We start from the raw sequence: 25,411 nt of genomic DNA on the forward strand, positions 1-25,411 counted from the left end.
CTTCTTACTCCCTTCCCGACAAGTATGGTTCGGCGGCTTGCCGAAGAGCCCGGACCGCTTCGGATACCGAATCCTTCTTCCCCGTGATGACCAGGTAAGCCGGCTCCATTCGGTAACGGAAATCGGGGTTCGGATTTTTCTTCATATAGAGGTCCAGCAAGGCCACGCTGCGGTACCTCGACAGCCCCTCGATCACGGCGACCGATTCGTCCTGCCCCGTCCCGAGCTGCCGGGCCAGCATGGCGGACGGTTCGGGCGATACCAGGATCCGCGGACCGTCACCGGTCTCCCGCTGGAACGCCGCGCACAGCCGATCGAGCGCGCGCCGGACGGCGTCCGGCTCCTTCGCGGTCAGTCGGGCTTCGAACGGCCCCCCTTCGCGACTCCAGGTCACCTCGGCCTTCACCGTTTCGTTTTTCAGCGCTTCCTCCAGCACGAACAGCTGGCCGGGCGCGCTGGCGTCGGCGGATACGATGCCGAGGGTCACGGGCGGCGAAGGATAAAGGCCGAACTCCGGGCAGAGACGAGGGGACAAGTCCGGGTAATACCAACATCTGACGCCGCCCGCCGAACGTCCGATCATGCCCGCGCAGCGATCCCCCCGCTCGCCGCAAGACGGTTCCGCCGCGGCGGGGGCTCCCTCCGCGCTCTCCGTCTTCCCCTGCACCAAAGCCAACCGCAGCAAGGGAGACAGCGAGTTTTCGATGAATTCGCGGCCCGACGGAGAAGAAGATTCCGGCATCGCCGCCGCGGCTCCGCCGGGAACGTTCAGCCGCTTATGCCGGTTTTCTTGCTGATAGTTGGGCCGAAGGAATCCCCCCGGCTGCGGGCTTGCGCCGGGCCCCAGCGGGTTGACCCGGGCCGGCGCCTTCGTACCGCGTCCCAACGCCTCTTCCACGACCGCCTTGAGAAGATCGGACATTGCCGCTCACCCCTTCCCTGCTACAAAATTTTCGCCAATTCCGGATGCGGCCGGGGAATGACGTTCGCGGAGACCAATTCTCCCCCGGTTCGCAAGTGGGCGGTCTTGCCCGCTTCGATCGCGGACGTGACCGCCGCCACGTCGCCCTCGACGACGACCGCGACGAGTCCGGAACCGACCCGCTTCAAGTCGATCATGCTGACCGATGCCGCCTTGCACATCGTGTCCAACGATTCCAGCGCCGCGACCAGCCCGCGCGTCTCGATCATTCCGATCGCTTTCACTTATGCCTGTCCCCTTTCCTTACAGAAATCGGCTGACGTCAAACCCTTCGGGCACCCCGACGCTGGTTCTGCGGAAAGCTTCCGCCTCGCGGAGCGGATACGTCGCGTCAATGCCCATCTTGGCCGAAACCCCCCGCATCTGGTGGGAAGGCTCCAGCGGCGAGCCTTTCGCGCCGGGGACGACGAACACGTCCAGATCGGCCTGCACCCGCGTGGCGATCGCCCATTCCACGTCCAAGGGATCCCGGATATCTACGTCTTCGTTGACGACGACTGCGTGCTTGAGGTCTTTATCGGAGGCGAAAGCCGCCAGAAGCGCCTGCTTGGCGTCCCCTTCCGACTTTTTCTCGATTTGGATGACCGCATGGTACCGGCCGACGCCGCCCGCGGTCACGTAAACCTCCCGCACCTCGGGGACGACCTGGCGGACGGTGCTGAGCAGCACGGCTTCGCGGGCGAGCGCCATCGGAAGATGCTCCTCGTGGCCCGAAGGATAGATCGTCTGCCAGATCGGCCCGTTCCGGTGCGTCACCGCGGTAAACTCGATCACCGGCTGCATCGTCGCGTCCCCGTAATACCCCCCCAATTCCCCGAACGGCCCTTCCATCTCCCGGAGATGGGGCAGCATCCTGCCCTCCAGCACGACTTCGGCTTCGGCCAGCACCTCCAGATCGACCGTCCGGCAAGGGACGACCGGCAAGGATTCGCCGAGCAGCCTGCCGGCCACGTCGAGCTTGTCGCAGTGGAACAGGTGCGTGCTGATCTGCGAAGCCAGGATAACCGCCGGCACGACGCCGAACATGACGGCCACTTCCATCGGTTCGCCGTGCTTCTCGTACTCCGAATACTGCCGGAACAGCTCCGGCGAAGAGATCAGGATGCTGGACCGGTTGCCGCCCAGATACTGCATGCGGCGGATCGAGGTGTACCGCTTCGTTCCGTTCCTTTCCTTCACGACCAGCACGCCGGATACGAGATAACGCCCCGAATCGTCGCGGTGGTATTTGCAGATCGGAAACCGCTCGTCCAGACGGATGTTGCCCGTGATCACGTTTTCCTGCACGGGTGCCCGCTCGACCCGATGGGTCGGAAGGGGACGCACGATGGCATCGATCAGCTTGGGCACCAGCTCCGGCTCCGGGATCCCCATGCTTTCGGCGAGCATGCCGCGGTCTCCGCCCAGCCCCGAAATCATCGGGACTCCGTAACCTTTGACCTTCTCGAACCAGAAGGGCTGCTTGCCTTTGCCGCTTTTGACGATCGCCGCCAGCTCGAAATCCGGATCCACTTCATTGGTGACGTGGATGATCCGCTGACGCCGCTCCCAGTGCGCGATCAGGCTGCGAAGATCGGTCATCATTCCGCCGATTTCTCCCCCCAGCGCTCCATCAGGAAATGCTCGATGCCGAAGGCGTCCAGCACCCGGGCGACCATGAAGTTGACGAGCTCCCAGATTTCCTTGGGATGGTGGTAAAAGCCCGGCGAAGCCGGCATGATGTCCGCGCCCGCCCGCGCCAGCCGGGTCATGTTTTCAAGATGGATCAGATGCAGCGGCGTTTCGCGCGGAACGACGACCAGCCTGCGCTTTTCCTTCAGCATGACGCTGGCGGTCCGGCTGAGCAGCGTGTCCCCGACGCCGTTGGCGATCGCGCCGAGCGTGTTCATCGAACACGGAATGATCGCCATGCCGTCCGTTTTGAACGAGCCGCTGGCCACCGACGCGAACAGGTTCTTGTTGCTGAGCACCTTGGCGTAGGTCTTGATCTCGTCCATGCCGATTCCGCACTCGAATTTGAGCACCTTCTCCGCCATTTCGGTCGCGATCACGTAGGTCTCGACCTCCAGCATATGAAGCGCCCGTATGAGGGAATAGGCATAGACCGATCCGCTGGCGCCGGTGATTCCGACTACGATTCGCATGGTCATTCTCCTTGCCTGATTTCTCTTCGTTGCATAACGGCGTCCGGATTCCGCTTAGCTCCAGGGAATCATCGTTTGCACTTTCGAAAGCCTGCGCGCCAGGAACAGCACCAGGATCGGCGTGCCGATGACCAGCGGCGGAACGTCGCTGAGCCCGATCCACATCGCTCCCCACCAGAAGTTGAAAATGCCGAAAATCTGCAAGCTCGCACACGAGACGATGATCATGAGGACGCCGGCCGCGAAGGACCAAGCCGCCGACTTGACCAGCAGGGATTTATCGGCCGCGAGCTGGGCAAGCGTCTTGCCTTTGCCGACCATGACGGCGGGCAGCCAGCCCGTGAATCCGACCATGATGCCGTCGGCCAGCAGGGAGTGGGCCGGCAGGAACGTGCCGGCCAGGAGCGACCATACGACGGTACCGATGTAGCCGGAGAAAAATCCGGTTTTCGGGCCGAAGATGATCCCGATCACCGCCGGCAGAAAAGCGAAAATCCGCAAATGGATGACGCCCGGCACCAGCGTGATCGGATTGACGTACGCCCACAACACGCCGGTCATAACCCCGAAAATCACCCAGAATACAAGGTTCACGATCCCCGTCGATTGCTCTCGCGTTTCCGCTGGTGCGGCGTTCAATTGATTTTCCATCGTATCCAGCCTCCCTGATTGATCGTGGTCATGCTTTCCGATATCTCACGTTCAATACTTCCGTCAGCATGTCGCCCAGCTTCGCGACGGCATAATCCAGGAATCGGGCTCCTTTGTCCGGATTCGCCTTCGTCGGCGCTCCAATCACCCCCTTGTTCGAGACGTCGCTCGTTTTCCACCCCGGAATGATCGGTCCTTTGATGCTGACGTGGCGGTTGTCCGTCAAATGGGGATCCGGATATTCGTCCTCCGCCTTGGCCATGTCCACCAGTTCGGGACGGATGGCCAGCATCAGGGAAGTCTCCAGCTCGCAGGCGTGGAACACGCCGTATGCCCCGGACTCTTGGGATTCCGCCAATATGTCATTCCAGAAGGAGGTAAACCACCAGTCAAACACGAAAAACTCGGCGTCAAGTTCGATCCGCAGATCCCGGCTGACTACGTTCAACAGATCGGTGTTGCCGCCATGGCTGTTCACGAAAATGAAGCGGTCGAACCCGTGGCGCCGGATCGAAGCGCAAAGGTCGCGCAGCATGACCATCACCGTCGGTGTGGAGAAGCTGAGCGTGCCCGGATAATCCGAGTGTTCGTTGCTCTTGCCGATCGGAATCACCGGAGCGATCATGACGTTATGGCCCGGAAACTCCGAGCGGGAAGCCAGACCTTCCATCAGCCGGTTCAAAATGATCGTATCGGTACCGACCGGCAGGTGGGCTCCATGCTGTTCCACGGCTCCGATCGGCACGATGACGAGGGCGTTCCCTTTGTCCATTTCCGAGATTTCCTTGGTCGTGCACTGCATCCATAGACGAATCATGGCAGCAGCCTCCATTCCGTTGGGATAACGCGGATTAGTAGGGTAATTCCATGCCGCAGTACACGGCAATCGACCATAGGACCACGTAGAACGCCGCGAAACGGATGTCTTTCCCCGAGATCCGGAATTTCTGATAGGCGCTCCTCCTGCGGGCGAATTGAAGGCCGTACAAATGCATCGAGAGCGCGATCGCTTGGCCGGATTGGATCGTCCGGATGAAGAGCGGGAACAGGACGGCCGAATACCGGCGGATCCGGACGGCGATCCCGCCCTTGTCGAGCTCCAGCCCCCGCGCCCGCTGGGCGTCGGCGATCGTCTGGAATTCGGAAATCATCATGGGGATGATCTGGAATACGAGTCCGACCATGAAGGCCGCCTTGAACGGCACTCTGAACTTCTGAAGCCCATAGATCATCTCGCTGAAATTCGTGGCCATGATCAGCGTGTAGAAGGACGAGACCATGAGGAAAATCCGGCAGGCCGAGACGGCGGCTTTCCACAGGTCCGCCGGCTCCAGCTCCCAGGAGCCAACGGTCAGGAGCGCGGCTTCTCCGCCGTTCTTGGCCATACCGATCAGCAGCCACGTCACGAAAGCCATCGCGAGCAGAGGCAGCAGCCGCCTGGCCATTCCCCCGGCTTCCTTGACCAGGCCGGACAGCGTCCAGAGCAGGAGGGAGCCGGCCAGCAGCATGCCCAGCACGTACGGATTCCGGCTGATCACCGTCAGGATCGTCATTCCCAGGAACCATGAAATTTTGACCCGGGGATCGACCCGGTGCAGCAGCGTGGATCGGTTCACGTATCCGTTAAACTTCACCGCCGTCCCCTCCCTTCCGCGCAGCTTCGTTTCCGGTCAGGCAATCCAGGAATCCGGGAATGGACAGAATGTCCGGCACGCCGAGGCGATTGCCGAGCCGAGTGATTTCGGGAAGCTTGATCCTCGCTTGATCCAGAAGGTCCTCCCGGCGGAACACGTCCGCGACCGGGCCCTGTACGAGGACGTTGCCGTCCTTCATCACGATGGCGTCATCCGCCGTTTCGGCGACGAACGTCATCTCGTGGCTGATGACGATCAAGGTTTTCCCTTCCCCGGCCAGCCGCTTCATCAGATCGGCGAGCATCGCCTTCAGCCCGCGGTCCATGCCGAGCGTCGGTTCGTCCAGGATAACCACGTCCGGATCGGACAGCAGCACCGACAGGATCGTCAGCATGTGCTTGCGTCCCATGGACAGGTTGTTCGGGAATGCCTCCTTGAACTCGAGCAGCCCATGGGCGCGCAGCAGCTCCGTGACCTGCTCCTCCCTCCACGGAAGCTCCATGGAGCGGACCGAGAACGTCACTTCCTTCCAAACCGAATCTTCGAAGATCATTTGGTCGGGGTGCTGGAACACGTAAGCGACCGAACGGGCCATCTCGGCGGGGGATTTATCCCCGATCGATCGGCCGCGGTAGCGGATCGTGCCGGAGGTCGGCTTCACCAAGCGGATCAGGTGGCGGACCAACGTCGTTTTGCCCGATCCATTCTGCCCGAGCACCGCGGTGATCCGGCCCGGCATAAACCGCGTATTCACGCCTTTCAGCGCGCGAAAGCCCTCGTAATCCTTCACCAGTCCCTCGATCGCCAAGGCGGGCTCGGCCTCTTTCTCCGCGGGACGGAGCGGCGGCTCCGGCACGATCAGCTCCATGCCGCTCAACACCCGTTCGGCTTCCTCCAAGCCGAGGAACAACGGAAAGTCGCCCCTGAGCCTTGCGTGATGGTACAACTCCACCGCCTGGGGGACGGTCACGCCAAGACGTAGATACAGGGCTTCGTTCCGAAGAAACGCTTCCGTGCTTCCGTCGAACGCGATCCGGCCCTCGTCGATCCCGATGACCCGGTCGACGGCGCCGGCGGGCCAATCCAGGTTCTGGTCGATCAGCAGCACCGTCTGGCCCTGCGCCTTCAGCCGCTTCAAGACTTCGCGAACGAGTTCCTTGCCCGCCGGATCGAGGGAGCTGACGGGTTCGTCCATGATGAGCAAATCCGGTTCCATGCAGAGAACGGAGGCGATGCATACGATCTGCTTCTGCCCGCCGGACAGCGAACTTACCGCTCTCTCCCGCAAATGCCCGATCCGAAACAGGTCCAGGACGCGGTTCAGCCGGCTGTCGATTTCTTCCCGGCTTAGGCCGAGGTTTTCCATGCCGAACACGACGGCATCCTCCACCCGATAGCCGAACAGCTGGTTATCCGGAATTTGCGTGACCAGCCCGACTTGGCGGCCGCCGTCTTCCGCGAACGAGATTTCCCCGGAGAGCTGTCCGTCCTTGTACAGCTGCGGAATCACGCCGCTCAGGAGGCCGCCGACCGTCGATTTGCCGCTTCCGCTGTTTCCCGTCAGCATGACGGTTTCGCCGCGACGGACGTCGAAGCTCACATGGTCGACCGCCCGCTTCTCGCTGTATGGATACCGGTAGGAAAGCCGCTTCACCGATACGACCATGTCCAACACCCCTCCTTTCATGGCGATCAGGCCATCAGATCGTGCATGCTGACCACGCGGCCCAGCACGTAGTCGATATGCTCAAGCGCCGCTTCATGCTGCTTCTGCGTCGTGCCGGCCACGCATTCCTTCGGAACGACGACGAACATATCGTGCTGCTGCGCGTCCGTCGCCGTCGCCCGGACGCACACATCGGTGGCCGCACCCGTCAGGATGAGGGTGTTCACGCCGAGTCCTTTGAGGAGAACTTCCAGATCGGTTTGGAAAAACGCGCTGTATCTCCGTTTCTGGATCACGTAATCGGTCGGCTCCGGTTTCAGCTCTTCCAGGATTTCCACGCCTCGGGTGCCCTCCACGCAATGGATCGGTTCGCTGCGGTCCAGTTCGCGGCCGAAGTCGACGTGGTTTTTACGGTGGATTTCCTGGGTATAAATGACGGGGATCCCTTTCGACCTGGCGTAAGCCAGCAGCTTCCGATTGTTCGGAATCAATTCGGGGTCGGCCTTGCAGGGAATGACCGCTTCTTCCCCGACGAAGTCGTACTGCATGTCGATGACGATGATCGCTGTTTTTTCCATTTGATCCTTCTCCTTTCGATTCGAAAAAAATAAAAATCCGTCGTCAGAAGAGAAAACACGCACTCTCTCCAACAACGGATTTCTTCGTCGTAAACGAACCAAGAAACGCCGATGGTATGGATCCGGTATCCGCCGAGATGAATCCCGGAGAATCGCCGATTGCCTTCAAGGTTCCAACATCACCACGGTGACCGCCCACTCGGTTGCCGGATCGTAATCCCGCAGGATGGCCGTCGCCTGGAGTCCCATATCTTCTTCCAGCTTTCGGTGGAAGCGGATCTTGAACTCCGAGTGAAGCGCGTAATCGACCGCCTGCTTCATCAATCCGTAACGGGACTCCAGCGCTTTGAGCGCGGCGACCCGCTGATGCTTGACGTAAACGGAGATGGCGCCGTCATTCTCGGCAATCTTCAGACGCGTGACGCCGAAGCCGTAGATTTCCTTGTTGACCTCATTATAGATGCGGGTCAACAGCTTCTTGGCCTCATTTGTCAGGTTTCCTCTCAGAAGCGTCATCCCATTCACCCCAGTTGCAGGTCGGAAGTCTTGATGCGGCACATAACGTTCATGAACTTGACTCTATTATACGACTTTTCCCCGGGTTGTAAAGGATTGTGTAAGATAACCTTACACATTTCGAATTAGGGCTTTTTCCGTGACGTTCAAATCGCTCACGACCAGCGGGATCCCGGACCGGAACACGATCCGCGCGTCCTCGGGATCGACGTAGATCATCGTGTCCGGGACCGCAGTCGATCAAAATCGGAATCAGGCCTGTTCACCTCCCCTTGCGCAGCTTCCGAGCCTGCCTGTAAGAATAGATGACCAAGCCGAGCACCGTCGTGATATAAGGCACGGTGGAGATTAACTCCGACGGGATTTTCAGCAGTTGCAAGGCGTTGGCCAGCGCCTGCGCGAACCCGAACAGGAAAGACGTCAGCGTCGTGCCGACGGCCGTTCCGCGGCCCATCGATTCCGCCGCGAGCGCGATCCACCCCCGTCCAGCCGTCATGTCGCGGGTAAACAGCGACAAATAGCCCATGGACATGAACGCTCCGCCTAAACTGGCGAACAATCCGCTCAGCACCAGCGCGATATACTGGATTTGCTTGACCCGGATGCCGACCGATTGGGCGGCCTTCGGGTTTTCGCCGACCGCGCGGATCCGCAGGCCGAGCGGCGTCCGATTCAGCAGGAAGTATACGCCGAGCGCCGCGAGGATCGACAGGTAGGTCAGCACGTGCTGGCCGGACACGATCGGCCCCAAATAGGGGACCCGCTCGATTAGCGGTATATGGAGGTCCGGCAGCATTTTGCTCGCCAGCGTCGAGGACGTGCCTTTCTCGCCGGTCAGCACGTAGAGCAGGAACACCGTACCTCCCGAGGCGAAGGCGTTGATGGCGATTCCGCCCAGAATGATGTCCGTCTTGAGTTCCAGCGTGAACAACGCGAGGATGGCCGAAATCAGCATGCCGCCAAGCATGGCTCCCAACAGTCCCGCCAAGGCGCTGCCCGTATAGGCGCTGATCAGAACGCCCGTCAGGGCGGAGGTCAGCATGATGCCTTCCAGACCGATGTTGACGATGCCGGCGCGGTTGGAAATGAGTGCCCCGAGCGCCGCGAACAGAATCGGGGTCGTCACTCGAAAAATGGAAAAGGCGAAATCCGTGGTGAAGATAATCTCGAAGAACTTATCCATTCTTCTGCGCCTCCTTCAGCAGCATCCGGTTTTTCCAGAATTTCAGGAACTGGTCCGCCGAGACGAGAAGCAGAATGACGGATTGGATGACGGCGATCATTTCGGCCGGCACGTCCGAGTATCGGGACATCATTTCCGCGCCGATGCGGATGTAGGACAGGAAGAACGCGGAGCCGACCACGGCCGCAGGATTGTTCTTGGCCAGCATGGCGACCAGCGCCCCGTCGAATCCGTACCCGGGCAGCGCGACCCAATCGAACCGGGGATGCATGCCCAGCACTTCGACCGAGCCGCCGACCCCGGCCACGAATCCGGCCAGCAGATGCACGTAAACGATCACCCTGCCGGTTTTGATCCCCGAATACTCCGCGAATTCCCGGTTCGCTCCGGTCATGCGCAGCTCGTAGCCCCATCGCGTCTTATACAGGAAGACATGGGCTAGCGCGATGAATACGAGCACGACGATAAGCCCGATATGAACCCGGGTCCCCGGAATGATGCGGGCCAGAACCGCCGTCTGCTGGATCTTGTAGGAGGAGGTCGTATACGCGCTCGCATCCCGCAGGAAATAGTTCAAAATATAGAGCCCGACGCCCAGCAGGATGCTGTTGAACATGAGGGACGTGACGAGTTCGTTGGCGTTCCATTTGGCCTTCAGAACCCCGGGGATCACCGAGATCACGGCTCCGACGACGCCTCCGGCGGCAATCGCCGCCAGCGGATGAACGAATGCGTTCAGTCCGTTCTGGATTCCGACGGCCGCCGCGACCAAACCGGAAAAGAAGAAGATGCCTTCCGCCCCGAGATTGAACATTTTCATTTTGAAAAGCAGGGAAACGGAGATTCCGGTGAACATGAGCGGGATGGCCACTTCGATGACATTGCCGAAATGGGACATCGAGGAGAACGGCTCGAGAAGAAACACGCGCATCGTTTCCATCGGCTGTTTGCTGATCAGCGTGATGCACAGCATCGAAAGGAGCATCGCGATGAAGATGACCGCCAGGGTCCGGATCAGCTCGAAATATTTCAGCTTAAACATGGTTCGCCCTCCCGATCTGTTCCGCGTCCTGCCTTTTCATCCCCAGCATGTAGAGCCCCAGCTCCTGTTCCGATAATTCCGAGGGCTTGTCGAAGTACGCGACGATTTCGCCCTCGTACATAACGACCAGGCTGTCGCTCAGCTCCAGGATCTCGTTCAGATCCGCCGAGACGAGCAAGATCGCGCACCCTTCCTTCCGCAGCTCCAACAGCTTACGGTGAATCAGCTGGGCCGCTCCGACGTCGACCCCGCGGGTCGGCTGCTCCGAGATCAGAAGCCTCGGTTCCGAGAAGCTTTCCCGGGCAACGACAACCTTCTGCATGTTACCTCCCGAGAGCATGCCGATCTGCTGCGCAGGCCCAGAGGTCTTGACCTTGAACGCCTCGATCATGGACTCCGTCAGCTTCCACATCTTCTTGCGATTCAGCAAAGGGCCCGCGTTCCACTCTTTCCGCTTGTAGCGGGTCGAGATCACGTTGTCCAGGATGCTGGCTTCCCCCGCCGAGCCTTGACGCATGCGGTCTTCCGGAATATAAGCGACGCCGCGCCCGCGGATCGACTCGATATCGAGCCCGGAAATGTCCGCCCCGTCGATTTCTATGGCGCCGGCCGCCTCCGGAAACCTGCCCATCACCGCTTCCACCAGCTGCGATTGCCCGTTTCCTTCCACCCCGGCGACGCCCAATATTTCACCTTCCCGCACGGAAAGTTGTATGCCATGTAAGAGGAGCTTGCTTTGCGGACCCGCCAGGGACAAGTCTCGTACCCGCAGTACCGGTTTGCCGAACGGCCCGGGATCTTTCTCGTATTTCAGCACGACGTCCCGACCGACCATCAGGCGGGTAATGTCCTGTTCCGACACTTCCCCGATCGGAAAGACGCCTTCCGTGCGTCCGGCGCGCATGATCGTGATCCGGTCGCATATCGCTTTCACTTCTTTCAATTTGTGGGAAATAAAAACAATGGTATGTCCGTCTTGCTTGAGCAGCTTGAGTTCCTCGAACAATTCCGCCGTTTCCTGCGGCGTGAGAACGGCCGTAGGCTCGTCCAGGATGAGGATTTTCGCCCCGCGGACCAGCGCCTTCAAGATCTCCACCTTTTGCTTCATGCCGACGGTGAGATTTTCCACCTTCTGCAGCGGATCCACATGAAGGTTGTACTTCTCCGCGTATTCCCGGGTGATCCTCGCCGCTTCCGCGTAATCGACGGCCACGCCTTTTCTCGGTTCCATCCCGAGAATCATGTTCTCCGCCACGGTGAAGGACGGCACCAGCATGAAATGCTGATGCACCATGCCGATTCCGGCGCCGATCGCGTCTTGAGGCGACCCGAATCGGACTTTGGAGCCCCGGAGGTAAATCTCTCCCGTGCCGGGTTCCTCCATGCCGAACAAAATTTTCATGAGCGTCGATTTGCCGGCGCCGTTCTCCCCGGCCACCGCGTGAATCTCCCCTTCCGCAAGGGCAAAGTTCACGTCGCGGTTCGCGACGACGCCGTTGGGATATACCTTGGTGATATTTCGCATTTCCAGCAAAATTTCCGTCATGTCCGACTTCCCTCCCCCGATACGGAGCCCGGTTTGTTCCGTGATTGCAGGAGAAGGAAATTCCCCGCGGGGAACTTCCTTCCCGATTCATGCTGCCGGTCGGCTTTACGGTTTGACGGAGTTGCGGATGGCTTCCACTTCCGACGTCTGCATGCCCATGGCGTCGCTGACCTTGATTTCGCCGCCGGCCAGCTTGTCTTCGATTTCTTTCATTTTCGCTTGCATATCGTCGGTCATCAGCTTGTTGTAAATGTCGTTTTTGGCAATGCCCACGCCGCCTTCGGAGAAGCCCATCGTCTCGACCTTGCCGAACGGAAGCGTCCCTTCCTGGAACTTCTTGACTGCCGCCAGGATCGAATTGTCGACGTTCTTCATGGCGGACGTGATGATCAGATTCGCTTTGTCCGGATCGGTATCGTTGATGATGGCCGCTTGGTCGGAATCCACGCCGACGGCGTACTTCGATTTTTCCTTGGCGGCGTCGAAGATGCCGAGACCCGTACCGCCGGCCGCGCCGAAGATGACGTCCGCGCCGGCGTTGTACTGAACGAGCGCAAGCTCCTTGCCTTTCGCCGGGTCGGTAAAGGTGCCCGCGTAAGAGGTGATCACTTTGATGTCCGGAACGACGTATTTCGCGCCTTCGATGTAGCCGACCAGGAAGTTGTTGATGCCCGGAACGTCAAGGCCGCCGATGAAACCGATGATTTTCTTGGGATCCGCGCGGGGAATGGAAGAGGTGCTCACCATGGCGGCCGCCGCCCCTGCAAGGAAAGTCGCGTCGTTGATTTTGTAGCTCATGGCGTACACGTTAGACGGAATTTCCGTGAATTCCGTATCGAAGTCGATGAATTTCTTGTCCGGATGCTCTTTGGCTACCGCGTAGAAATATTCGGCTGACGTCGTGTTGCCGCCGATGATGACGTCCCAATTCTGGTTGGCCACGTCCTCGTAAATCGGCTGCCACTTGGTTTGGTCGGTTCCCATCTCGATGACTTTCGTTTCCGCGCCGAGCTGGGATTTGATCATCTCGAGGCCGCGGTTCGCGGAATCCAGGAAGGACTTGTCCCCCAGGTTGCCGGGAATGAGCAGCACGACCTTCAGCGGTTTGGCGGAAGTCCCGGTGCCGTTTGCGCTTGCGCTTGCGCTCGGATTGGACGCCGGGCTGGAGGAAGAAGACGCCTCTCCTCCGGAATTCGATTTGGAGCATGCCGAAAGTACGAATGCCAGAACCACGATCAAAGCCAACATCTTCTTCATTTTGCTTTCCCTTTCTTTCCTTTGGGTTTTGGATGAATGTATATGGTTCCGAACGCCGGATGACCCGACATTCAGGAGGCCAACGTGCTTCTGTACTTCCGAACCGCAGCCATGAATTCGCTGACCCTTCTCTCGTCGACCAGGTTGTCGAACACCCCGTCCGCCTTGAAGGTGGTGCCGACCACGGCGCCGTCGGCGACCGCCAGCTGCCGGGCGATCGTTTCCACGGTACAGCCCGTATTGCAGAAGACGACGGTCTCGGGTACGGCGGCTTTCACTTTGGCCAGCAGCTGGCTGTCCGTCGGGGCACCCGCCGTCAAGCCGGACACGCAAATCGCGTCGGGCCGGTTGTTGAATACGGTGGATCGGGCGATGTCCGCAATATCCCGGTCGGCCAAATACTTCGCGGCCTCCGGCACGATGTTGAACAGCAGGCGCAGGTCGCCGGCGCCGACTTCCCTCTTGTGGCGGACCGTTTCGCCGACGTTCGTGTTCCACAATCCGAAATCGCTGGCGTATACGCCCGTGATGATTTCCCGGATGAATCGGGCTCCGGTCGCCGCGGCCAAGTCGATGGACGCGATCGGATCCCACAGCACGTTGACGCCGAACGGAATTTTGATTTCGCTCTTCAGTTCCCCGATCACTCTGGCCATGGCGGCGACCGTCACGGGTTTTACCTTCGTCAGATAAGGCAGGCTGAACTCGTTCGAAAACATTACGGCGTCCACGCCCCCGTTCTGCAGCTTCAGCAGGTCATGACGCGCCAACTCGACGACTTTGCCCATGCCGCCCTCTTCTTCGAACATCGGATCGCCCGGCAGCGCCCGAAGATGGCACATCGCGATGATCGGCTTCTCGGTGCCGAATGTGGCTTTAATCCAACTCATGTCACTTCTCGTCTCCAATCGATGTAACTTATTCTTACACAAACTACTTTTGTTTGTCATTATAAAGCCTGGAATACGATTCTACAAGATCTTTTGAGATAATTTATTTATTTTTATGATTCTTTATGATTCTTTGCTAAAATAAAAAAACCTCGCCGGCTATGGCGAGGTTAACTTTGTTGACTTCCTATTAACCGGCGACGATCACTTCGACGCCGTGCTTCTCCAATTCTAGCTTGTAAGCATCCTCGATCTCGTCGATGACCAATTTATCGATGACGGAAATCTCGCAAAGAAAACAAAACACTTTCTTGTTCAGCTTGCTGCCGTCGGTGACTACGATCACTTCGTCGGCCGCGTCGATCATCGCTCTCTTGACTTCGACCTCCTGCATCGTCCGGTTGGAAATGCCGAACTGCAGGTCGATGGCGTCACAGCCGAGAAACGTTTTATTGACATGCACTTTCTTGAAAAATTCGGCGGCCTGGCCGCCGACCAGCGTATACACCGACTCGTTCAGGATTTCCCCGCCGGATACGACCAGCTTCACGCCGTTCTTATGGGCGGTCTCCATCGCGATCTTGATGTCGTTCGTCAGAATCGTGACGTCCTTGCTTTTGAGATGTTTGGCGATTTCCAACGTCGTGGAGCCGGCATCCAGGACGATAATGTCGCCGTCGTCGATCGCCGCCGCCGCCGCGGCGCCGATTTTTTTCTTCGCCGCGCTGTTCGCTTCGAATTTGCTGGAAGAAGGGATTTCGAAAGAGAGGTTGTTCGCCGTGGAAAGCACTCCGCCGTGCGTTTTAACCACGAGTCCCTTGCCCGCCAATTCGTCGAGATCGCGCCGGATCGTCACTTTGGACACGTCGAACATCCGGCTGAGCTCTTGCACGTTCGCCTTCTTTTTCTTATTGATGTATTGAAGCAGCTTTTCCTGCCTTTCCAATTGGAACATCGGCAACCCTCCGACACCCCTTCCTTGTAAGCGCGTTCGATCGCAGGGAAAGAAAGGGGGGGCATGCCGCCCCTTTCATCGTTATCCATTTTATGACAAACACGGCGCGATCTCAACCGTTCTCTTCCGCTCTCGGCTCATTACCCTTCCAGCGAACGCAAATAGAGGTCGGTCGTGTCCCTCATCCATTCTTTGAATTCGGGATAGATTTTACGATATTGTCCGAAAAAGGCTCTGTATTGGGAGTGGTGCCCGGGCACCGGCTCGTACCGTTTGGCGATCTTCACCATCGCTCGCGTCCCGTCCTGCAGGGACGGATAGACGCCGGCGGCCGCAGCCGCGCAGATGGCCGCCCCCAGGCAAGGCGCCTGATGATCCTCCGGTACGTTGACCGCCACGTTGCTTACGTCCGCATGGATTTGCAGAAACACGTCCGAATTGGCCGTGCCGCCCGCGACATTGATCTCGCGGATCGGAAACCCGTTGTCCCGGAATTGCGCGAGCAGGTTTTCCGTTCCGTACGCGATGCCTTCCATCAGCGCGCGGTACATGTGGGCGCGGGTATGGTGGAGGGACATCCCGTAAAACATTCCCCGAACCTTCGAATCCAGGTAAGGATGGCGGTTTCCCTGCCAGTAATCGAGCACGACCAAGCCTTCCGAGCCGATCGGCAGCGCGGCCGCCTCCCGGTTCAGGAGATCGAAGGGACTTTCTTTGCCGCCTTCGAGGTCGCGGCAAAATTCCCTGCGGTACCAACTGAGGATCGAACCGGACGAGACCTGCCCCCGGTAGGCCGTGTAGTACCCTTTCAACAGGTTGTCCGGACCGGCGTTGATTCCGGCTTCATGGAACATCGGCTCCTCGGTCAGCACCATGGCCAGGTTGGAAGAGCCCGTGATCAGCGCGACCTTGCCGGGTTCGCATACGCCCATGCCAAGCACGGCGATGGACGAATCGATCCCGCCCTGCGCGACCAGCGTCTGCGGATCGAGCCCCAGCTCATCCGCTGCTTCGCGAGACAAGGTTCCGATCCGATCGCCGACGGCGTAGACCCGCTCCCGCGGGAATTTCCCCACCGCTTCCTCCAACCCGACCGCTCGGTAGAACGCTTCGGCGAACCGGCCGTCCCGCGCATTGTAGCCCCAATTGCAGGAGTTGTTGATGTTCATGCTCCACTCTCCGGTTAACCGGAAAGTGAGCCAGTCTTGGTACTCGCAGAAGACGTCCGCCTCGTCGTAATTCCGGCGTTCGTTCCTTTTCAGCCACAGCAGCTTGCCCGGCATCCATTCGGCGGACAGTCTTTCCCCGGTCAACTCCGCGATGTCGAGAACTTCCCGCGATGCGCGGACATCCATCCATATCAAGCAGTCACGGACCGGCGTCCCGTCCTTCTTGCAAAGCACGACGCTGCAGCTGGTGGTGGCCGCAGCCAGTCCCAGAATCCGCTCCTTGGGAATACCGGTCGTCTCCATGACCGAGCGGATGCCCGTCTTCAGGGCATTCCACCAGTCGTCCGGCGACTGCTCCGCCCATCCGGGATGTGGATGCCGCGTCGCGTAGTCCGTGGAAGCAAAGCCCAGACGTTCCCCGTTCAGGCCATAGAGACCGACCCGGAGGCTGCCCGTCCCGCCGTCGATTCCTACTAGAATGTCCCTGCCCATGTTTGATTTCCCCTCCCCGCTCCTTCGTTAATACCGATGAAGCGGAAAATCTCGGTCGACGGAATCGATCAATGCCGCGACCAGCCGGCCGACTTGTTCCAGGTCTTTCAGGTCGCAGCTTTCCATCGGCGAATGGCTGTAACGGTCGGGCGTTCCCATGTCGAGACAAGGAATGCCGTCGTTCTCCAGCTGCAGATAGGCCGTGTCGGACAAAGCTCCCCTGGCCGCGCTTCTCTGCAGCGGGATCCCGTTCTCTTGCGCGGCCTTCTTAAGCAGCTCGTACAGTCCTTTATGCGCGATATTGCCGTTGAGCGTCCCTTTTCCGTGGAAATTGAACAACGTGACCGCGGGACCGCCGCCCAGCACGACGTTGTTGACCGATTTCTGGTCCGGCGTGTCCCCGGCTCCCGGTCCCAACAGGCAGATGGCCATGTCCGTCTTGACGGAACGGGCCGCCATCATCGCTCCCCTCGCGTTGAACTCCTCCATGACGGTGCCGACGAGATGGACCGTGCATTTCGGCGGTTTGGCCTTGATCGCGGACGCGATTTGCAGCAGGTTGACCAGCCCGGCCGCGTCATCGAGATACGTTCCGCCTATCCGGTCGTTCAAGAGCTCCACGAATCGCGGGGCGAACGTAATCGGACAGCCGACCTCGATGCCCAACTCGCGCACTTGCCGTTCGCTGACCGCGCCGATGTCGATGAACAGCGTCGAAAACGGATCCACCTTCGCTTTCTCGTCGTTCGATTGGATGTGGTATGCTTTGGCGCCGATGATCCCCGGGTAAAATCGGCCGTCTTCGCTGCCGACCATGACCGCGTTCCCTTGCGCGATCTTCTCGGAAATCCCGCCGACCCTCTCGAAGCGGATGAATCCGTCCGGCTCGATCCGGCTGATGACGAAGCCGATCACGTCCATGTGCGCGAAGACCATCAGGCTCGGGGCTTCGGGATCCGTTCCCTCGAAGGTGGCGATCACGTTGCCGAGCTTGTCGATCTTGACATGGTCCGCGTACGCCTCCACGTCCGCTTTGAATTGATAGGCCATTCGCGATTCGTAGCCGGAAAGGCGGATCGTGGCCATATACGTCTTCAGTTTGTCCTTTAACTCTTCCCGCCTCATGAGTCCATCGCCCTTCGACATTTGAATGATCCTTTGTGATCGAATAGTTTCTTTTATTTGTTTTTTATTATAGGGGCCGGAAACTCGAATGTAAAGGACCCGTGTCATCTATGTTTACATGAATGAATGCTAGTCGACGATCTGCCGGTACCGGTCGGCCGTCATCAGCTTGCCCAGCTCCGCTTCGAGATCCCCTTCCACCTCGATTTCCACGATCCACCCTTCGCCGTAAGGATCCCGGTTGACCTGCTCCGGCCGGTCAACCAAGGACGCGTTCACCCGCGTCACTTTCCCGGTCACGGGACTGTACAGTTCCGATACTGTCTTGATCGATTCGATCGACCCCATGCTTTCGCCCGCGTATACGCCGGCGCCGACCTCCGGCGTTTCCACGAACACGATGTCCCCCAACAGGCATTGCGCATGGTCCGTGATGCCGACGCGAACGGTCTTTCCTTCGACCGCTTCCGCCCATTCATGCTCTTCGCTGTACCGTAAATTCTCCTTCACTTCGCTCATCGTTCGCACCTCTTCCCACAGGATAAAATTCGATAAGGACCCGTAACGGTTCGTCAAACGCCGCAGGAGCAATTCAGCACGGGCTTGCGGGCCGCCGTCGCCTCGTCCAGCCGTTTGACCGCCGTCGTATGGGGTGCGTTCAAGACCAGTTGAGGATCCGTCTCCGCTTCCCGGACGATCCGGATCATCGTCTCGATGAAGGCGTCGAGCGTTTCCTTGCTCTCCGTTTCGGTCGGCTCGATCATGAGGCATTCTTCCACGTTCAGCGGGAAATAGATCGTCGGAGGATGGTAACCGAAATCGAGCAGCCGCTTGGCCGCGTCCAGCGTTCTCACCCCGTGCTCCTTCAGCCGTTTGCCGGACAGCACGAACTCGTGCTTGCAGACGCCCGGGTAGGGCACGTCGAAATACGGGCTCAAGCGGCTCCGCATATAGTTGGCGTTCAGCACCGCCAGCTCCGATACGCGCCGCAGCCCTTCCGGACCGTAGGTTCGGATGTAGGCGTAAGCCCGCACGAGGATGCCGAAGTTGCCGGAGTAGGCTTTCACCCGCCCGATGGATCGGGGCCGATCCCAATCCCAGCCGTAGCGGCCGTCTTCCCTGCGGATCACGGTCGGCCGGGGCAGGAAAGGAACGAGCTCGCGCTTGACGCCGACGGGTCCCGCGCCCGGGCCGCCGCCTCCGTGAGGCGTGCTCATCGTTTTGTGCAAATTCAGGTGCACGACGTCGAAGCCCATGTCCCCCGGCCGAGCGATGCCCATGATCGCGTTGGAATTGGCGCCGTCGTAATAGAGCAGGCCGCCCGCATCGTGCACGATTTCGGCGATCTCCACGATCCGTTTTTCGAACAGGCCGAGCGTGTTCGGATTCGTCAGCATGAGCGCGGCGGTGTCGCTGCCGACCGCGGCGCGGAGCGCCTCCAGGTCGACCATCCCTTCGGCGTCGGAAGGGACCGTCACCGTCTCGAATCCGGCGACGGTCGCGCTCGCCGGATTGGTGCCGTGCGAGGTGTCCGGCACGATCACCTTCGTCCGGGTTTCCCCTCGGCTCTCGTGGTAGGCCCGGATCAACATAAGCCCGGTCCACTCGCCGTGCGCGCCCGCGGCGGGCTGAAGCGTTACCTGTTCCATGCCGGTGAGGGCGGCGAGATCGTTCTGCAGCGTGTACAGCAGCTCCAGCGCTCCCTGGATGCTCTCCTCCGGCTGGTATGGATGGATTTTGGCGAACCCGGCGAACCGGGCGACGTCTTCGTTGATTTTGGGGTTGTATTTCATCGTGCACGAGCCCAGCGGATAGAAGCCGTTGTCGATGCCGAAATTCCGGCGGGACAGCTCCGTGTAATGCCGGATCACGTCGACTTCGCAAACCTCCGGCAGCTCGGCCGGCTTGCGGCGAAGCATCGCTTCGGGAATCGCCGAGGACGTCTCGATCTCCGTCACGTCGCACTCCGGCAATGAATAGGCGACGCGCCCCGGCCGGCTCATTTCGAAGATCAGCGCTTTTTCCGGTTTCATAGACACGCCTCCGTTTCACGGACGAATCCGTCGATTTCGTCTTTGGTTCTGCGTTCGGTGACGGCCAGCAGCACGTGCCCTTCCAGCTCGGGATAGGCGGATCCCAGGTCGTATCCTCCGATGAATCCGGCTTGCAGAAGCTTGGCGTTCAGCGCCGTCACGTCCGTCCCGGCCGGAAGCTTGACGACGAATTCGTTGAAGAAGGGCGCTCCGAACGGAAGGGTCACGCCAGGTACGGATGCGAGCCGGCCTGCGGCATAATGCGATTTCCGAACGTTCAATCGTGCGACCTCGATCAGCCCCGCTTTTCCCATGACCGACAAATACACCGAAGCGGACAAGGCCATCAGCGCCTGGTTCGAGCAGATGTTCGAGGTGGCTTTCTCCCGCCGGATATGCTGCTCGCGGGCCTGCAGCGTAAGCACGAAGCCCCGTTTCCCGTCGCGGTCGGTCGTCTGGCCGACGATGCGCCCCGGAATTCGCCGCATGAGCGGCTCCGACACCGCGAAGAACCCGCATGTCGGACCGCCGAGCGAAGCCGGAATGCCGAGAGGCTGCGCGTCGCCGACCGCGATGTCCGCCCCCAGCTCGCCGGGCGCTTCCAGGAGGCCCAGCGACATCGGGTTGACGCTCATGACCAGCAGGCTTTGTCTGGCGTGGACGAGCGGTTCGATCGCCCGGATGTCTTCCAGGCCGCCGAAGAAGTTCGGGGTCTGTACCAGCACGGCGGCCGTGTCGTCGTCAACCGCTTCGGCCAGCCGCGCGAGGTCGGTCACGCCGTCCCGGCAGCCGACTTCGACGACCTGCAGGCCGAGGCCGCGCGCGGACGTCATCAGGATTTCCCGCGCTTCCGGATGGACCGCCCGGGAGACGACGACGCGCTTGCGCTTCGTCGCCCCGCTCGCGAGCGCGGCCGCTTCGGCCAGGGCCGTGGCGCCGTCGTACATGCTCGCGTTGGCGACCTTCATGCCGGTCAGTTCGCAGATATACGATTGGAATTCGAAGATCGCTTGGAGCTCGCCTTGGCTGATCTCCGGCTGGTAGGGCGTATAGGCCGTGTAAAATTCGGAGCGCGAGATGACGTGGTTCACGACGACCGGGAGATGGTGATCATAGAGGCCGGCGCCGAGAAAGCAGGCATGGCGTTCGAAATCGGCATTGCGGTCCGCCAGTCCGCGCAAATGCTTGAGCAGCGCGGATTCGTCCAGTCTTCCGGATATCGGCAAGACGCCGGAGTAACGGATCGACGGAGGGATGTCGGCGAACAGCTCCTGGACGGAGCCCACGCCGATCGTTTTCAGCATTTCGGCTTCATCCTGTTCCGTCATCGGCAAATATCGATGCTTGCTCATGATGGTTCTCCTTCCCTGGATGGCTGCGATTTTTTATAGAAGGGGGTTTTCACGACGACGGCCTTGAGCCGTTTGCCGCGGATATCAACCCAGACCTCCGTGCCGAGTCCGGCGTATTCGCTGTCCAGCAGCGCCAGGCCCAGTCTGCGCTTCAACGTCGGCGACTGCGTACCCGTCGTGATTTCGCCGACGGTACGGTTCTGGACGAAGACCGGGTAATGCGATCTCGGAATGCCGCGGTCCACCATTTCCAAACCGACCAGCTTGCGTTTCAAGCCTTCCTCCTTCTGCCGGGCCAGCGCTTCCCGGCCGATAAAGCCTCCCGTCTTATCCAGCTTCACGAACATCCCCAGACCCGCTTCGAGCGGCGTTATCCGTTTGGACAGCTCCTGCCCGTACAGCGGCAGCCGGGCTTCGAAACGCAGCGTATCCCGCGCGCCCAGCCCGGCGGGAATGAGGCCGTCGGGTTCTCCTGCCTGCAGGAGACCGGTCCATACGTGCGGGGCGTCGCCCGCGTCGACGTAGATTTCGAACCCATCTTCCCCGGTATACCCGGTTCGGGAGACGATCGCCTTGCGTCCGCACACCTCGGCGTCGAACCGGAAATGGAAGGGCGGAAGCTCTCCGACGTCGTCCGCGGCGACCCGGGCCATAATCCGGGCGGCGAGCGGTCCCTGCAGCGCCAGCAGCGCCGTCCGTTCGGACCGGTCCTCGAGAACGACATCCCCGATCAGATGCTCGTTCAGCCATTCGAAATCCGCTTCGGCATTCGACGCGTTGACGACGAGAAGAAACTGATCCGGGGCGATCTTGTACGCCAGCAAATCGTCTACGACGCCGCCTTCGGGAACGCACATCAGCGTGTATTGCGCCTGGCCGGGCTTCAGCCTGGAGACGTCGTTCGTCGTCAGTTGCTGCAGGAACGTCTCCGCGTACTGTCCCGTCACCCAGATTTCCCCCATGTGGGAGACGTCGAACAGTCCCGCTTGACCGCGGACCGCGTCGTGCTCCATCTGAATGCCGTAAAACTGCACCGGCAGCTCCCAGCCCCCGAAATCGATGCACCGGACCGCGGGATAACCGGCATAATAGGGAAACAGCGGCGTCCGTTTCAAAATCCATCACCTCTCGTCGTCATCTCGCGAAAAAAAAGCAAAAGGACAGGCAGAAGAATGCGCCCGGCGCCGCGCGATCCGCGCGTCCGGCGATCCTTCCGCTCTGTCCTTTGTACCTGAGAGTTACCTCACATATCATGTTACGATCATGCGAGTTTCCCCTTGGGTGATCCTGCATGCAGGATTCTCTCCAGAGAAGCGTCCGGTAAAGGTCCTTTTGCCTGAGAGATTCACCCATACGGGCTTACTCCTTCGGCGTTACCGCGATACGGGTAATCTCTCCCGTTACCATCATCCGCATATTCGGTTGGTTAATGCTGCCATTGCTTTGCTCTTATTTATACTCCATACGACATATGATGTCAACTAATATTTCATGAATCTCACTTCTGATTTTATTCGATCTCCTCGTTGCCCGCTTTTCCCTTGCTTCGCTCGTTTAACCGGTTTTCCGCCATTTCCTTGAGGCGGAACTTCTGGATTTTGCCGTTGCCGGTCAGCGGCCATTCGGCCGCGGTGACGAACCAGACGTGCCGGGGCACCTTGAATTTCGCCAAATGCTCCCGGCAGTACTCGAGAATTTCGGTCCTCGTGCAAGCATGGCCCGGGCGCAATTCCACGAATGCGGCGCCCGTCTCCACCGTCGCCGGATCTTTGACGCCGACGACATAGGCCTGGGCGACGGCCGGATGTTTGTTGATGACGTCCTCGACTTCCTTCGGCGATACGTTCTCTCCCGAAATTTTATATTGCTCCTTGCTGCGGCCCAGCAGCTCGATGTAGCCGCGCTCGTCTAGACGCCCCAAATCCCCGGTGCGGAACCAGCCGTCCTTGTCGATCGCGGCGAACGTTTCCTCAGGTTTATTATAATATCCTCGGGTCACGATGTTTCCCCGCACGGTCAACTCGCCCACGGCGCCAACCGGCAAATCCTCGCCCGTCGCCGGATCCACCGTTTTGTACTGCACGTTGGCCCCGCTGAACTCCGCCATTCCGCTTGCCCCGCCCGGCTTGATCCGGCCGACTCTCGTCACGACGGTCTCGATGGCGTCGCCGATTTCGGTGTGCGCGGTCGAAGCCGTCACCTCGGTGCCGCCGTACCCGGTGCAGATTTCCGTCAGCTTCAGAATGTCGATGGCGCGCTGCCAGACGGATACCGGCGCCGGCGCCGCCGCGCACATGAGCGCATAAAGCGAGCGGAGATCGTAGTTCGGCACTTCGGGATGATTGATGAGGGCGACCAGCATCGAAGGCACGCACAGCATGTCGTTCACCTGGTACCGTTCGATGATTTGCAGCGTTTGGAGCGGAGAAAAGCCGGGGACCATGACGTGGGCGCCGCCGACGAAGGAGAGCGCCAGAATGCCTTCGACGAGCGCGAAAACATGGTATAAGGGCAATGCGGTGAAGATGCGGCGGCCGTCCTCGAACCCCCGGCTCATCGCGGTGGCGAACGCGCAGCGCAGGAACATGTCGTGCGTCAGCATGACGCCTTTGGGCTGTCCGGTCGATCCGGACGTATAGATGATGTCGGCGACTTCATCCGGATACCGGGACGCAGCGGCGCGCTCCTCCAGCGCTTCGTCGGACACTTCATGCTGCAAAGCAAGGAAATCGTTCCAGGGCAGGAAAAGGTCTTCAGGCGCCTTGTCCGTATTCTGGATGCAAACCATCCGCTGAAGCTTGGGCAAATCGCCGCAAATCTTCATGACGCTCTCCGTATGTTGGACGCCGCCGGCGAGTTGGTGGAGGAACAACCAGCGGCTGTCGGATTGCCGCAACACGTACTTCAGCTCTTCCCCGCGCAGCATCGTATTGATCGGCACGCAGACGGCGCCGATCTGCCAAATGGCGATCATCAGCGACACCGTCTCCGGCTCGTTGGCCATGATCATGGCCACGTGGTCCCGTCTGGCGACGCCGAGCCGAAGGAGCGCTTTCGCGTAACGCGCCGCCCCGTCCCAAATATCGGCGTAGGTGAAAACCCGTTCCTCCGTCATCACCGCGGGCCTGGTCCCGTAACGCTTCGCCTGCTCCCGGAAATGCTCCGGCAGCGTGCGCTTGGGCCATTCCGGATAACGCGCCGCCAAAGCCTCCCTGCGTTCTTGCGCGGACAACACCGACATCGTAAGCTCCCCCTTAATTTTTGGATGCGAGGCCCCATTTCTCCAATTGGCGTTCCGTAAGCACGATCATGGAGGCATTGGCCTGGGCTTTCAGTTGCCCCTCTTCCCCCGTGATCTTGGCTTCCACTTCGATCAGCCGGCTCGTCCGTTTGACCGGCCGGCCCGTAATGCGCAGCCGCTCTCCGCTCTGGATCGGTTCCAAATAACGGATGTCCAGCTTGGCGGTCATCGCGACCAGTCCCAGGAAATGCGGAACGTAGCCGGCGGCTTCGTCCAGCAGCGACGCGGTGATGCCGCCGTGCTGGATGCCCGGCCAACCGTTCATTTCCTCGGTGCAGCGGTACTCCGCGACGACCTCATCCCCGACTTTCTCGAACGCGATATGCAAACCCCGCGGGTTGTCCTTTCCGCAGACGAAGCAATGGTTCAGTTCCAATGTTCGGACTCCCCTTTCAACCTTGCGTTAAAAATGCCATTCCAGCTGCCTTCCGCCGACGACGTGGTAGTGCAGGTGGAACACCGTCTGTTGGCCGTGCTTTCCGATGTTGGTGACGACCCGGAACCCGTTATCCGCCACTCCCGTAAGCTTGGCGACTTCTTGGACGGCGAGGTGGATTTCGCCGATCAGCGGCTTGTCCGCCTCCTGGATGTCCATGACTGAAGCGATATGCTTCTTGGGAATGACCAGCACATGGACCGGCGCAACGGGGTTAATGTCGTGGAAAGCCACGACGTGCTCGTTCTCGAACACTTTGTTCGACGGGATTTCACCCTTCACGATACGGCAAAACAAACAATCCAACGTTCCCTCGCTCCTTTTCCGTCATTTTCCTATGCACATCCTCATTTTAAAGCGTTGTCCCGCCGATTGCCATCCTTCTTCTTCCACCCGGGAACCCCAAGGGGCTTGTGCCGGATCGCCGCCGGCAGCACCGACCCGATGTACGGAAAAATC

The 25,411-nt window shown here is 59.9% G+C and carries 25 protein-coding genes and 2 riboswitches; all 25 genes read right to left on the minus strand.

What is annotated here, in order from left to right; genetic code table 11:
- Positions 1 to 4: 4 nt before the first annotated feature.
- Positions 5 to 922 carry a hypothetical protein gene (locus PTZ19_RS02285; RefSeq protein WP_276352134.1) on the minus strand — a complete coding sequence of 306 codons (918 nt, stop codon included), beginning with the start codon at positions 920 to 922 and terminating at the stop codon, positions 5 to 7.
- A 20-nt stretch (positions 923 to 942) separates the two neighbouring features.
- On the minus strand, positions 943 to 1,206 hold the full coding sequence (locus PTZ19_RS02290; RefSeq protein ID WP_276352135.1) for a BMC domain-containing protein: 264 nt from the start codon (positions 1,204 to 1,206) through the stop codon (positions 943 to 945).
- 19 nt (positions 1,207 to 1,225) lie between these two features.
- Positions 1,226 to 2,566: a UbiD family decarboxylase gene (locus PTZ19_RS02295; RefSeq protein ID WP_276352136.1), complete on the minus strand. Its 1,341-nt coding sequence runs from the start codon at positions 2,564 to 2,566 to the stop codon at positions 1,226 to 1,228.
- Complete coding sequence (locus tag PTZ19_RS02300; RefSeq protein WP_276352137.1) at positions 2,563 to 3,126, minus strand: UbiX family flavin prenyltransferase; 564 nt, start codon at positions 3,124 to 3,126, stop codon at positions 2,563 to 2,565. Before PTZ19_RS02300 ends, PTZ19_RS02295 begins: the two co-directional genes overlap by 4 nt.
- A 54-nt stretch (positions 3,127 to 3,180) precedes the next feature.
- Positions 3,181 to 3,777 (minus strand): aminotriazole resistance protein, encoded by a 597-nt coding sequence (locus PTZ19_RS02305; RefSeq protein WP_276352138.1) that lies wholly within the window; start codon positions 3,775 to 3,777, stop codon positions 3,181 to 3,183.
- 28 nt (positions 3,778 to 3,805) lie between these two features.
- Positions 3,806 to 4,594, minus strand: a complete 789-nt coding sequence (locus PTZ19_RS02310; protein WP_276352139.1) for a creatininase family protein — start codon at positions 4,592 to 4,594, stop codon at positions 3,806 to 3,808.
- A gap of 34 nt (positions 4,595 to 4,628) precedes the next feature.
- Positions 4,629 to 5,411 carry an energy-coupling factor transporter transmembrane component T family protein gene (locus PTZ19_RS02315; RefSeq protein WP_276352140.1) on the minus strand — a complete coding sequence of 261 codons (783 nt, stop codon included), beginning with the start codon at positions 5,409 to 5,411 and terminating at the stop codon, positions 4,629 to 4,631.
- Positions 5,401 to 7,077, minus strand: a complete 1,677-nt coding sequence (locus PTZ19_RS02320; RefSeq protein WP_276352141.1) for an ABC transporter ATP-binding protein — start codon at positions 7,075 to 7,077, stop codon at positions 5,401 to 5,403. The genes PTZ19_RS02315 and PTZ19_RS02320 overlap by 11 nt, the downstream gene beginning before the upstream one ends.
- Before the next feature lie 26 nt (positions 7,078 to 7,103).
- Positions 7,104 to 7,655 (minus strand): cysteine hydrolase family protein, encoded by a 552-nt coding sequence (locus PTZ19_RS02325; protein WP_276352142.1) that lies wholly within the window; start codon positions 7,653 to 7,655, stop codon positions 7,104 to 7,106.
- 165 nt (positions 7,656 to 7,820) lie between these two features.
- Complete coding sequence (locus PTZ19_RS02330; protein ID WP_276352143.1) at positions 7,821 to 8,171, minus strand: DUF2294 domain-containing protein; 351 nt, start codon at positions 8,169 to 8,171, stop codon at positions 7,821 to 7,823.
- Positions 8,172 to 8,433: 262 nt separating this feature from the next.
- On the minus strand, positions 8,434 to 9,354 hold the full coding sequence (locus PTZ19_RS02335; protein WP_276352144.1) for an ABC transporter permease: 921 nt from the start codon (positions 9,352 to 9,354) through the stop codon (positions 8,434 to 8,436).
- Complete coding sequence (locus PTZ19_RS02340) at positions 9,347 to 10,396, minus strand: ABC transporter permease (RefSeq protein ID WP_276352145.1); 1,050 nt, start codon at positions 10,394 to 10,396, stop codon at positions 9,347 to 9,349. The genes PTZ19_RS02335 and PTZ19_RS02340 overlap by 8 nt, the downstream gene beginning before the upstream one ends.
- Positions 10,389 to 11,942, minus strand: coding sequence for an ABC transporter ATP-binding protein (locus PTZ19_RS02345; protein ID WP_276352146.1), 1,554 nt, complete (start codon positions 11,940 to 11,942; stop codon positions 10,389 to 10,391). The genes PTZ19_RS02340 and PTZ19_RS02345 overlap by 8 nt, the downstream gene beginning before the upstream one ends.
- Positions 11,943 to 12,047: 105 nt before the next feature.
- Entirely contained in the window at positions 12,048 to 13,199 is a 1,152-nt protein-coding gene (locus tag PTZ19_RS02350) for a BMP family ABC transporter substrate-binding protein (RefSeq protein ID WP_276352147.1), read from the minus strand.
- A gap of 71 nt (positions 13,200 to 13,270) precedes the next feature.
- Positions 13,271 to 14,089, minus strand: a complete 819-nt coding sequence (locus tag PTZ19_RS02355) for a BtpA/SgcQ family protein (protein WP_276352148.1) — start codon at positions 14,087 to 14,089, stop codon at positions 13,271 to 13,273.
- Positions 14,090 to 14,279: 190 nt separating this feature from the next.
- The gene (locus PTZ19_RS02360; RefSeq protein ID WP_276352149.1) at positions 14,280 to 15,044 is read right to left on the minus strand and encodes a DeoR/GlpR family DNA-binding transcription regulator; all 765 of its coding nucleotides are present in this window, start codon (positions 15,042 to 15,044) and stop codon (positions 14,280 to 14,282) included.
- 140 nt (positions 15,045 to 15,184) lie between these two features.
- On the minus strand, positions 15,185 to 16,705 hold the full coding sequence (locus PTZ19_RS02365; protein WP_276352150.1) for an FGGY-family carbohydrate kinase: 1,521 nt from the start codon (positions 16,703 to 16,705) through the stop codon (positions 15,185 to 15,187).
- 27 nt (positions 16,706 to 16,732) lie between these two features.
- Entirely contained in the window at positions 16,733 to 17,851 is a 1,119-nt protein-coding gene (locus tag PTZ19_RS02370; RefSeq protein WP_276352151.1) for a M42 family metallopeptidase, read from the minus strand.
- A gap of 108 nt (positions 17,852 to 17,959) precedes the next feature.
- Positions 17,960 to 18,349 carry a glycine cleavage system protein GcvH gene (gene gcvH, locus PTZ19_RS02375; RefSeq protein ID WP_276352152.1) on the minus strand — a complete coding sequence of 130 codons (390 nt, stop codon included), beginning with the start codon at positions 18,347 to 18,349 and terminating at the stop codon, positions 17,960 to 17,962.
- A 53-nt stretch (positions 18,350 to 18,402) separates the two neighbouring features.
- Positions 18,403 to 19,863: an aminomethyl-transferring glycine dehydrogenase subunit GcvPB gene (gcvPB, locus tag PTZ19_RS02380; protein ID WP_276352153.1), complete on the minus strand. Its 1,461-nt coding sequence runs from the start codon at positions 19,861 to 19,863 to the stop codon at positions 18,403 to 18,405.
- Positions 19,860 to 21,215 (minus strand): aminomethyl-transferring glycine dehydrogenase subunit GcvPA, encoded by a 1,356-nt coding sequence (gene gcvPA, locus PTZ19_RS02385; protein ID WP_276352154.1) that lies wholly within the window; start codon positions 21,213 to 21,215, stop codon positions 19,860 to 19,862. Before gcvPA ends, gcvPB begins: the two co-directional genes overlap by 4 nt.
- Complete coding sequence (gcvT, locus tag PTZ19_RS02390; RefSeq protein ID WP_276352155.1) at positions 21,212 to 22,330, minus strand: glycine cleavage system aminomethyltransferase GcvT; 1,119 nt, start codon at positions 22,328 to 22,330, stop codon at positions 21,212 to 21,214. The genes gcvPA and gcvT overlap by 4 nt, the downstream gene beginning before the upstream one ends.
- A gap of 93 nt (positions 22,331 to 22,423) precedes the next feature.
- Positions 22,424 to 22,529, minus strand: a riboswitch (glycine riboswitch).
- A riboswitch (glycine riboswitch) is annotated at positions 22,530 to 22,625 on the minus strand.
- Between the two features lie 100 nt (positions 22,626 to 22,725).
- Positions 22,726 to 24,456, minus strand: a complete 1,731-nt coding sequence (locus PTZ19_RS02395) for a class I adenylate-forming enzyme family protein (RefSeq protein WP_276352156.1) — start codon at positions 24,454 to 24,456, stop codon at positions 22,726 to 22,728.
- A 13-nt stretch (positions 24,457 to 24,469) separates the two neighbouring features.
- Positions 24,470 to 24,892 carry a PaaI family thioesterase gene (locus PTZ19_RS02400; protein ID WP_276352157.1) on the minus strand — a complete coding sequence of 141 codons (423 nt, stop codon included), beginning with the start codon at positions 24,890 to 24,892 and terminating at the stop codon, positions 24,470 to 24,472.
- A gap of 27 nt (positions 24,893 to 24,919) precedes the next feature.
- Complete coding sequence (locus PTZ19_RS02405) at positions 24,920 to 25,258, minus strand: histidine triad nucleotide-binding protein (protein ID WP_276352158.1); 339 nt, start codon at positions 25,256 to 25,258, stop codon at positions 24,920 to 24,922.
- Between the last annotated feature and the right edge of the window lie 153 nt (positions 25,259 to 25,411).

The organism is Cohnella caldifontis (assembly GCF_029360585.1).
Taxonomy (GTDB): Bacteria; Bacillota; Bacilli; order Paenibacillales; family Paenibacillaceae; genus Cohnella; species Cohnella caldifontis.

Excerpts from the sequence above, each read along its gene's own strand:
- PTZ19_RS02335 (WP_276352144.1), bottom strand. The coding sequence starts at position 9,354 with ATGGATAAGTTCTTCGAGATTATCTTCACCACGGATTTCGCCTTTTCC.
- PTZ19_RS02345 (WP_276352146.1), bottom strand. The coding sequence starts at position 11,942 with ATGACGGAAATTTTGCTGGAAATGCGAAATATCACCAAGGTATATCCC.
- PTZ19_RS02310 (WP_276352139.1), bottom strand. The coding sequence starts at position 4,594 with ATGATTCGTCTATGGATGCAGTGCACGACCAAGGAAATCTCGGAAATG.
- PTZ19_RS02340 (WP_276352145.1), bottom strand. The coding sequence starts at position 10,396 with ATGTTTAAGCTGAAATATTTCGAGCTGATCCGGACCCTGGCGGTCATC.
- PTZ19_RS02370 (WP_276352151.1), bottom strand. The coding sequence starts at position 17,851 with ATGTCGAAGGGCGATGGACTCATGAGGCGGGAAGAGTTAAAGGACAAA.
- PTZ19_RS02355 (WP_276352148.1), bottom strand. The coding sequence starts at position 14,089 with ATGAGTTGGATTAAAGCCACATTCGGCACCGAGAAGCCGATCATCGCG.
- gcvH (WP_276352152.1), bottom strand. The coding sequence starts at position 18,349 with ATGAGCGAAGTGAAGGAGAATTTACGGTACAGCGAAGAGCATGAATGG.
- PTZ19_RS02365 (WP_276352150.1), bottom strand. The coding sequence starts at position 16,705 with ATGGGCAGGGACATTCTAGTAGGAATCGACGGCGGGACGGGCAGCCTC.
- PTZ19_RS02350 (WP_276352147.1), bottom strand. The coding sequence starts at position 13,199 with ATGAAGAAGATGTTGGCTTTGATCGTGGTTCTGGCATTCGTACTTTCG.
- PTZ19_RS02325 (WP_276352142.1), bottom strand. The coding sequence starts at position 7,655 with ATGGAAAAAACAGCGATCATCGTCATCGACATGCAGTACGACTTCGTC.
- PTZ19_RS02300 (WP_276352137.1), bottom strand. The coding sequence starts at position 3,126 with ATGCGAATCGTAGTCGGAATCACCGGCGCCAGCGGATCGGTCTATGCC.
- PTZ19_RS02320 (WP_276352141.1), bottom strand. The coding sequence starts at position 7,077 with ATGGTCGTATCGGTGAAGCGGCTTTCCTACCGGTATCCATACAGCGAG.
- PTZ19_RS02330 (WP_276352143.1), bottom strand. The coding sequence starts at position 8,171 with ATGACGCTTCTGAGAGGAAACCTGACAAATGAGGCCAAGAAGCTGTTG.
- gcvPA (WP_276352154.1), bottom strand. The coding sequence starts at position 21,215 with ATGAGCAAGCATCGATATTTGCCGATGACGGAACAGGATGAAGCCGAA.
- PTZ19_RS02360 (WP_276352149.1), bottom strand. The coding sequence starts at position 15,044 with ATGTTCCAATTGGAAAGGCAGGAAAAGCTGCTTCAATACATCAATAAG.
- PTZ19_RS02395 (WP_276352156.1), bottom strand. The coding sequence starts at position 24,456 with ATGTCGGTGTTGTCCGCGCAAGAACGCAGGGAGGCTTTGGCGGCGCGT.
- gcvPB (WP_276352153.1), bottom strand. The coding sequence starts at position 19,863 with ATGAAACCGGAAAAAGCGCTGATCTTCGAAATGAGCCGGCCGGGGCGC.
- PTZ19_RS02295 (WP_276352136.1), bottom strand. The coding sequence starts at position 2,566 with ATGATGACCGATCTTCGCAGCCTGATCGCGCACTGGGAGCGGCGTCAG.
- PTZ19_RS02285 (WP_276352134.1), bottom strand. The coding sequence starts at position 922 with ATGTCCGATCTTCTCAAGGCGGTCGTGGAAGAGGCGTTGGGACGCGGT.
- PTZ19_RS02305 (WP_276352138.1), bottom strand. The coding sequence starts at position 3,777 with ATGGAAAATCAATTGAACGCCGCACCAGCGGAAACGCGAGAGCAATCG.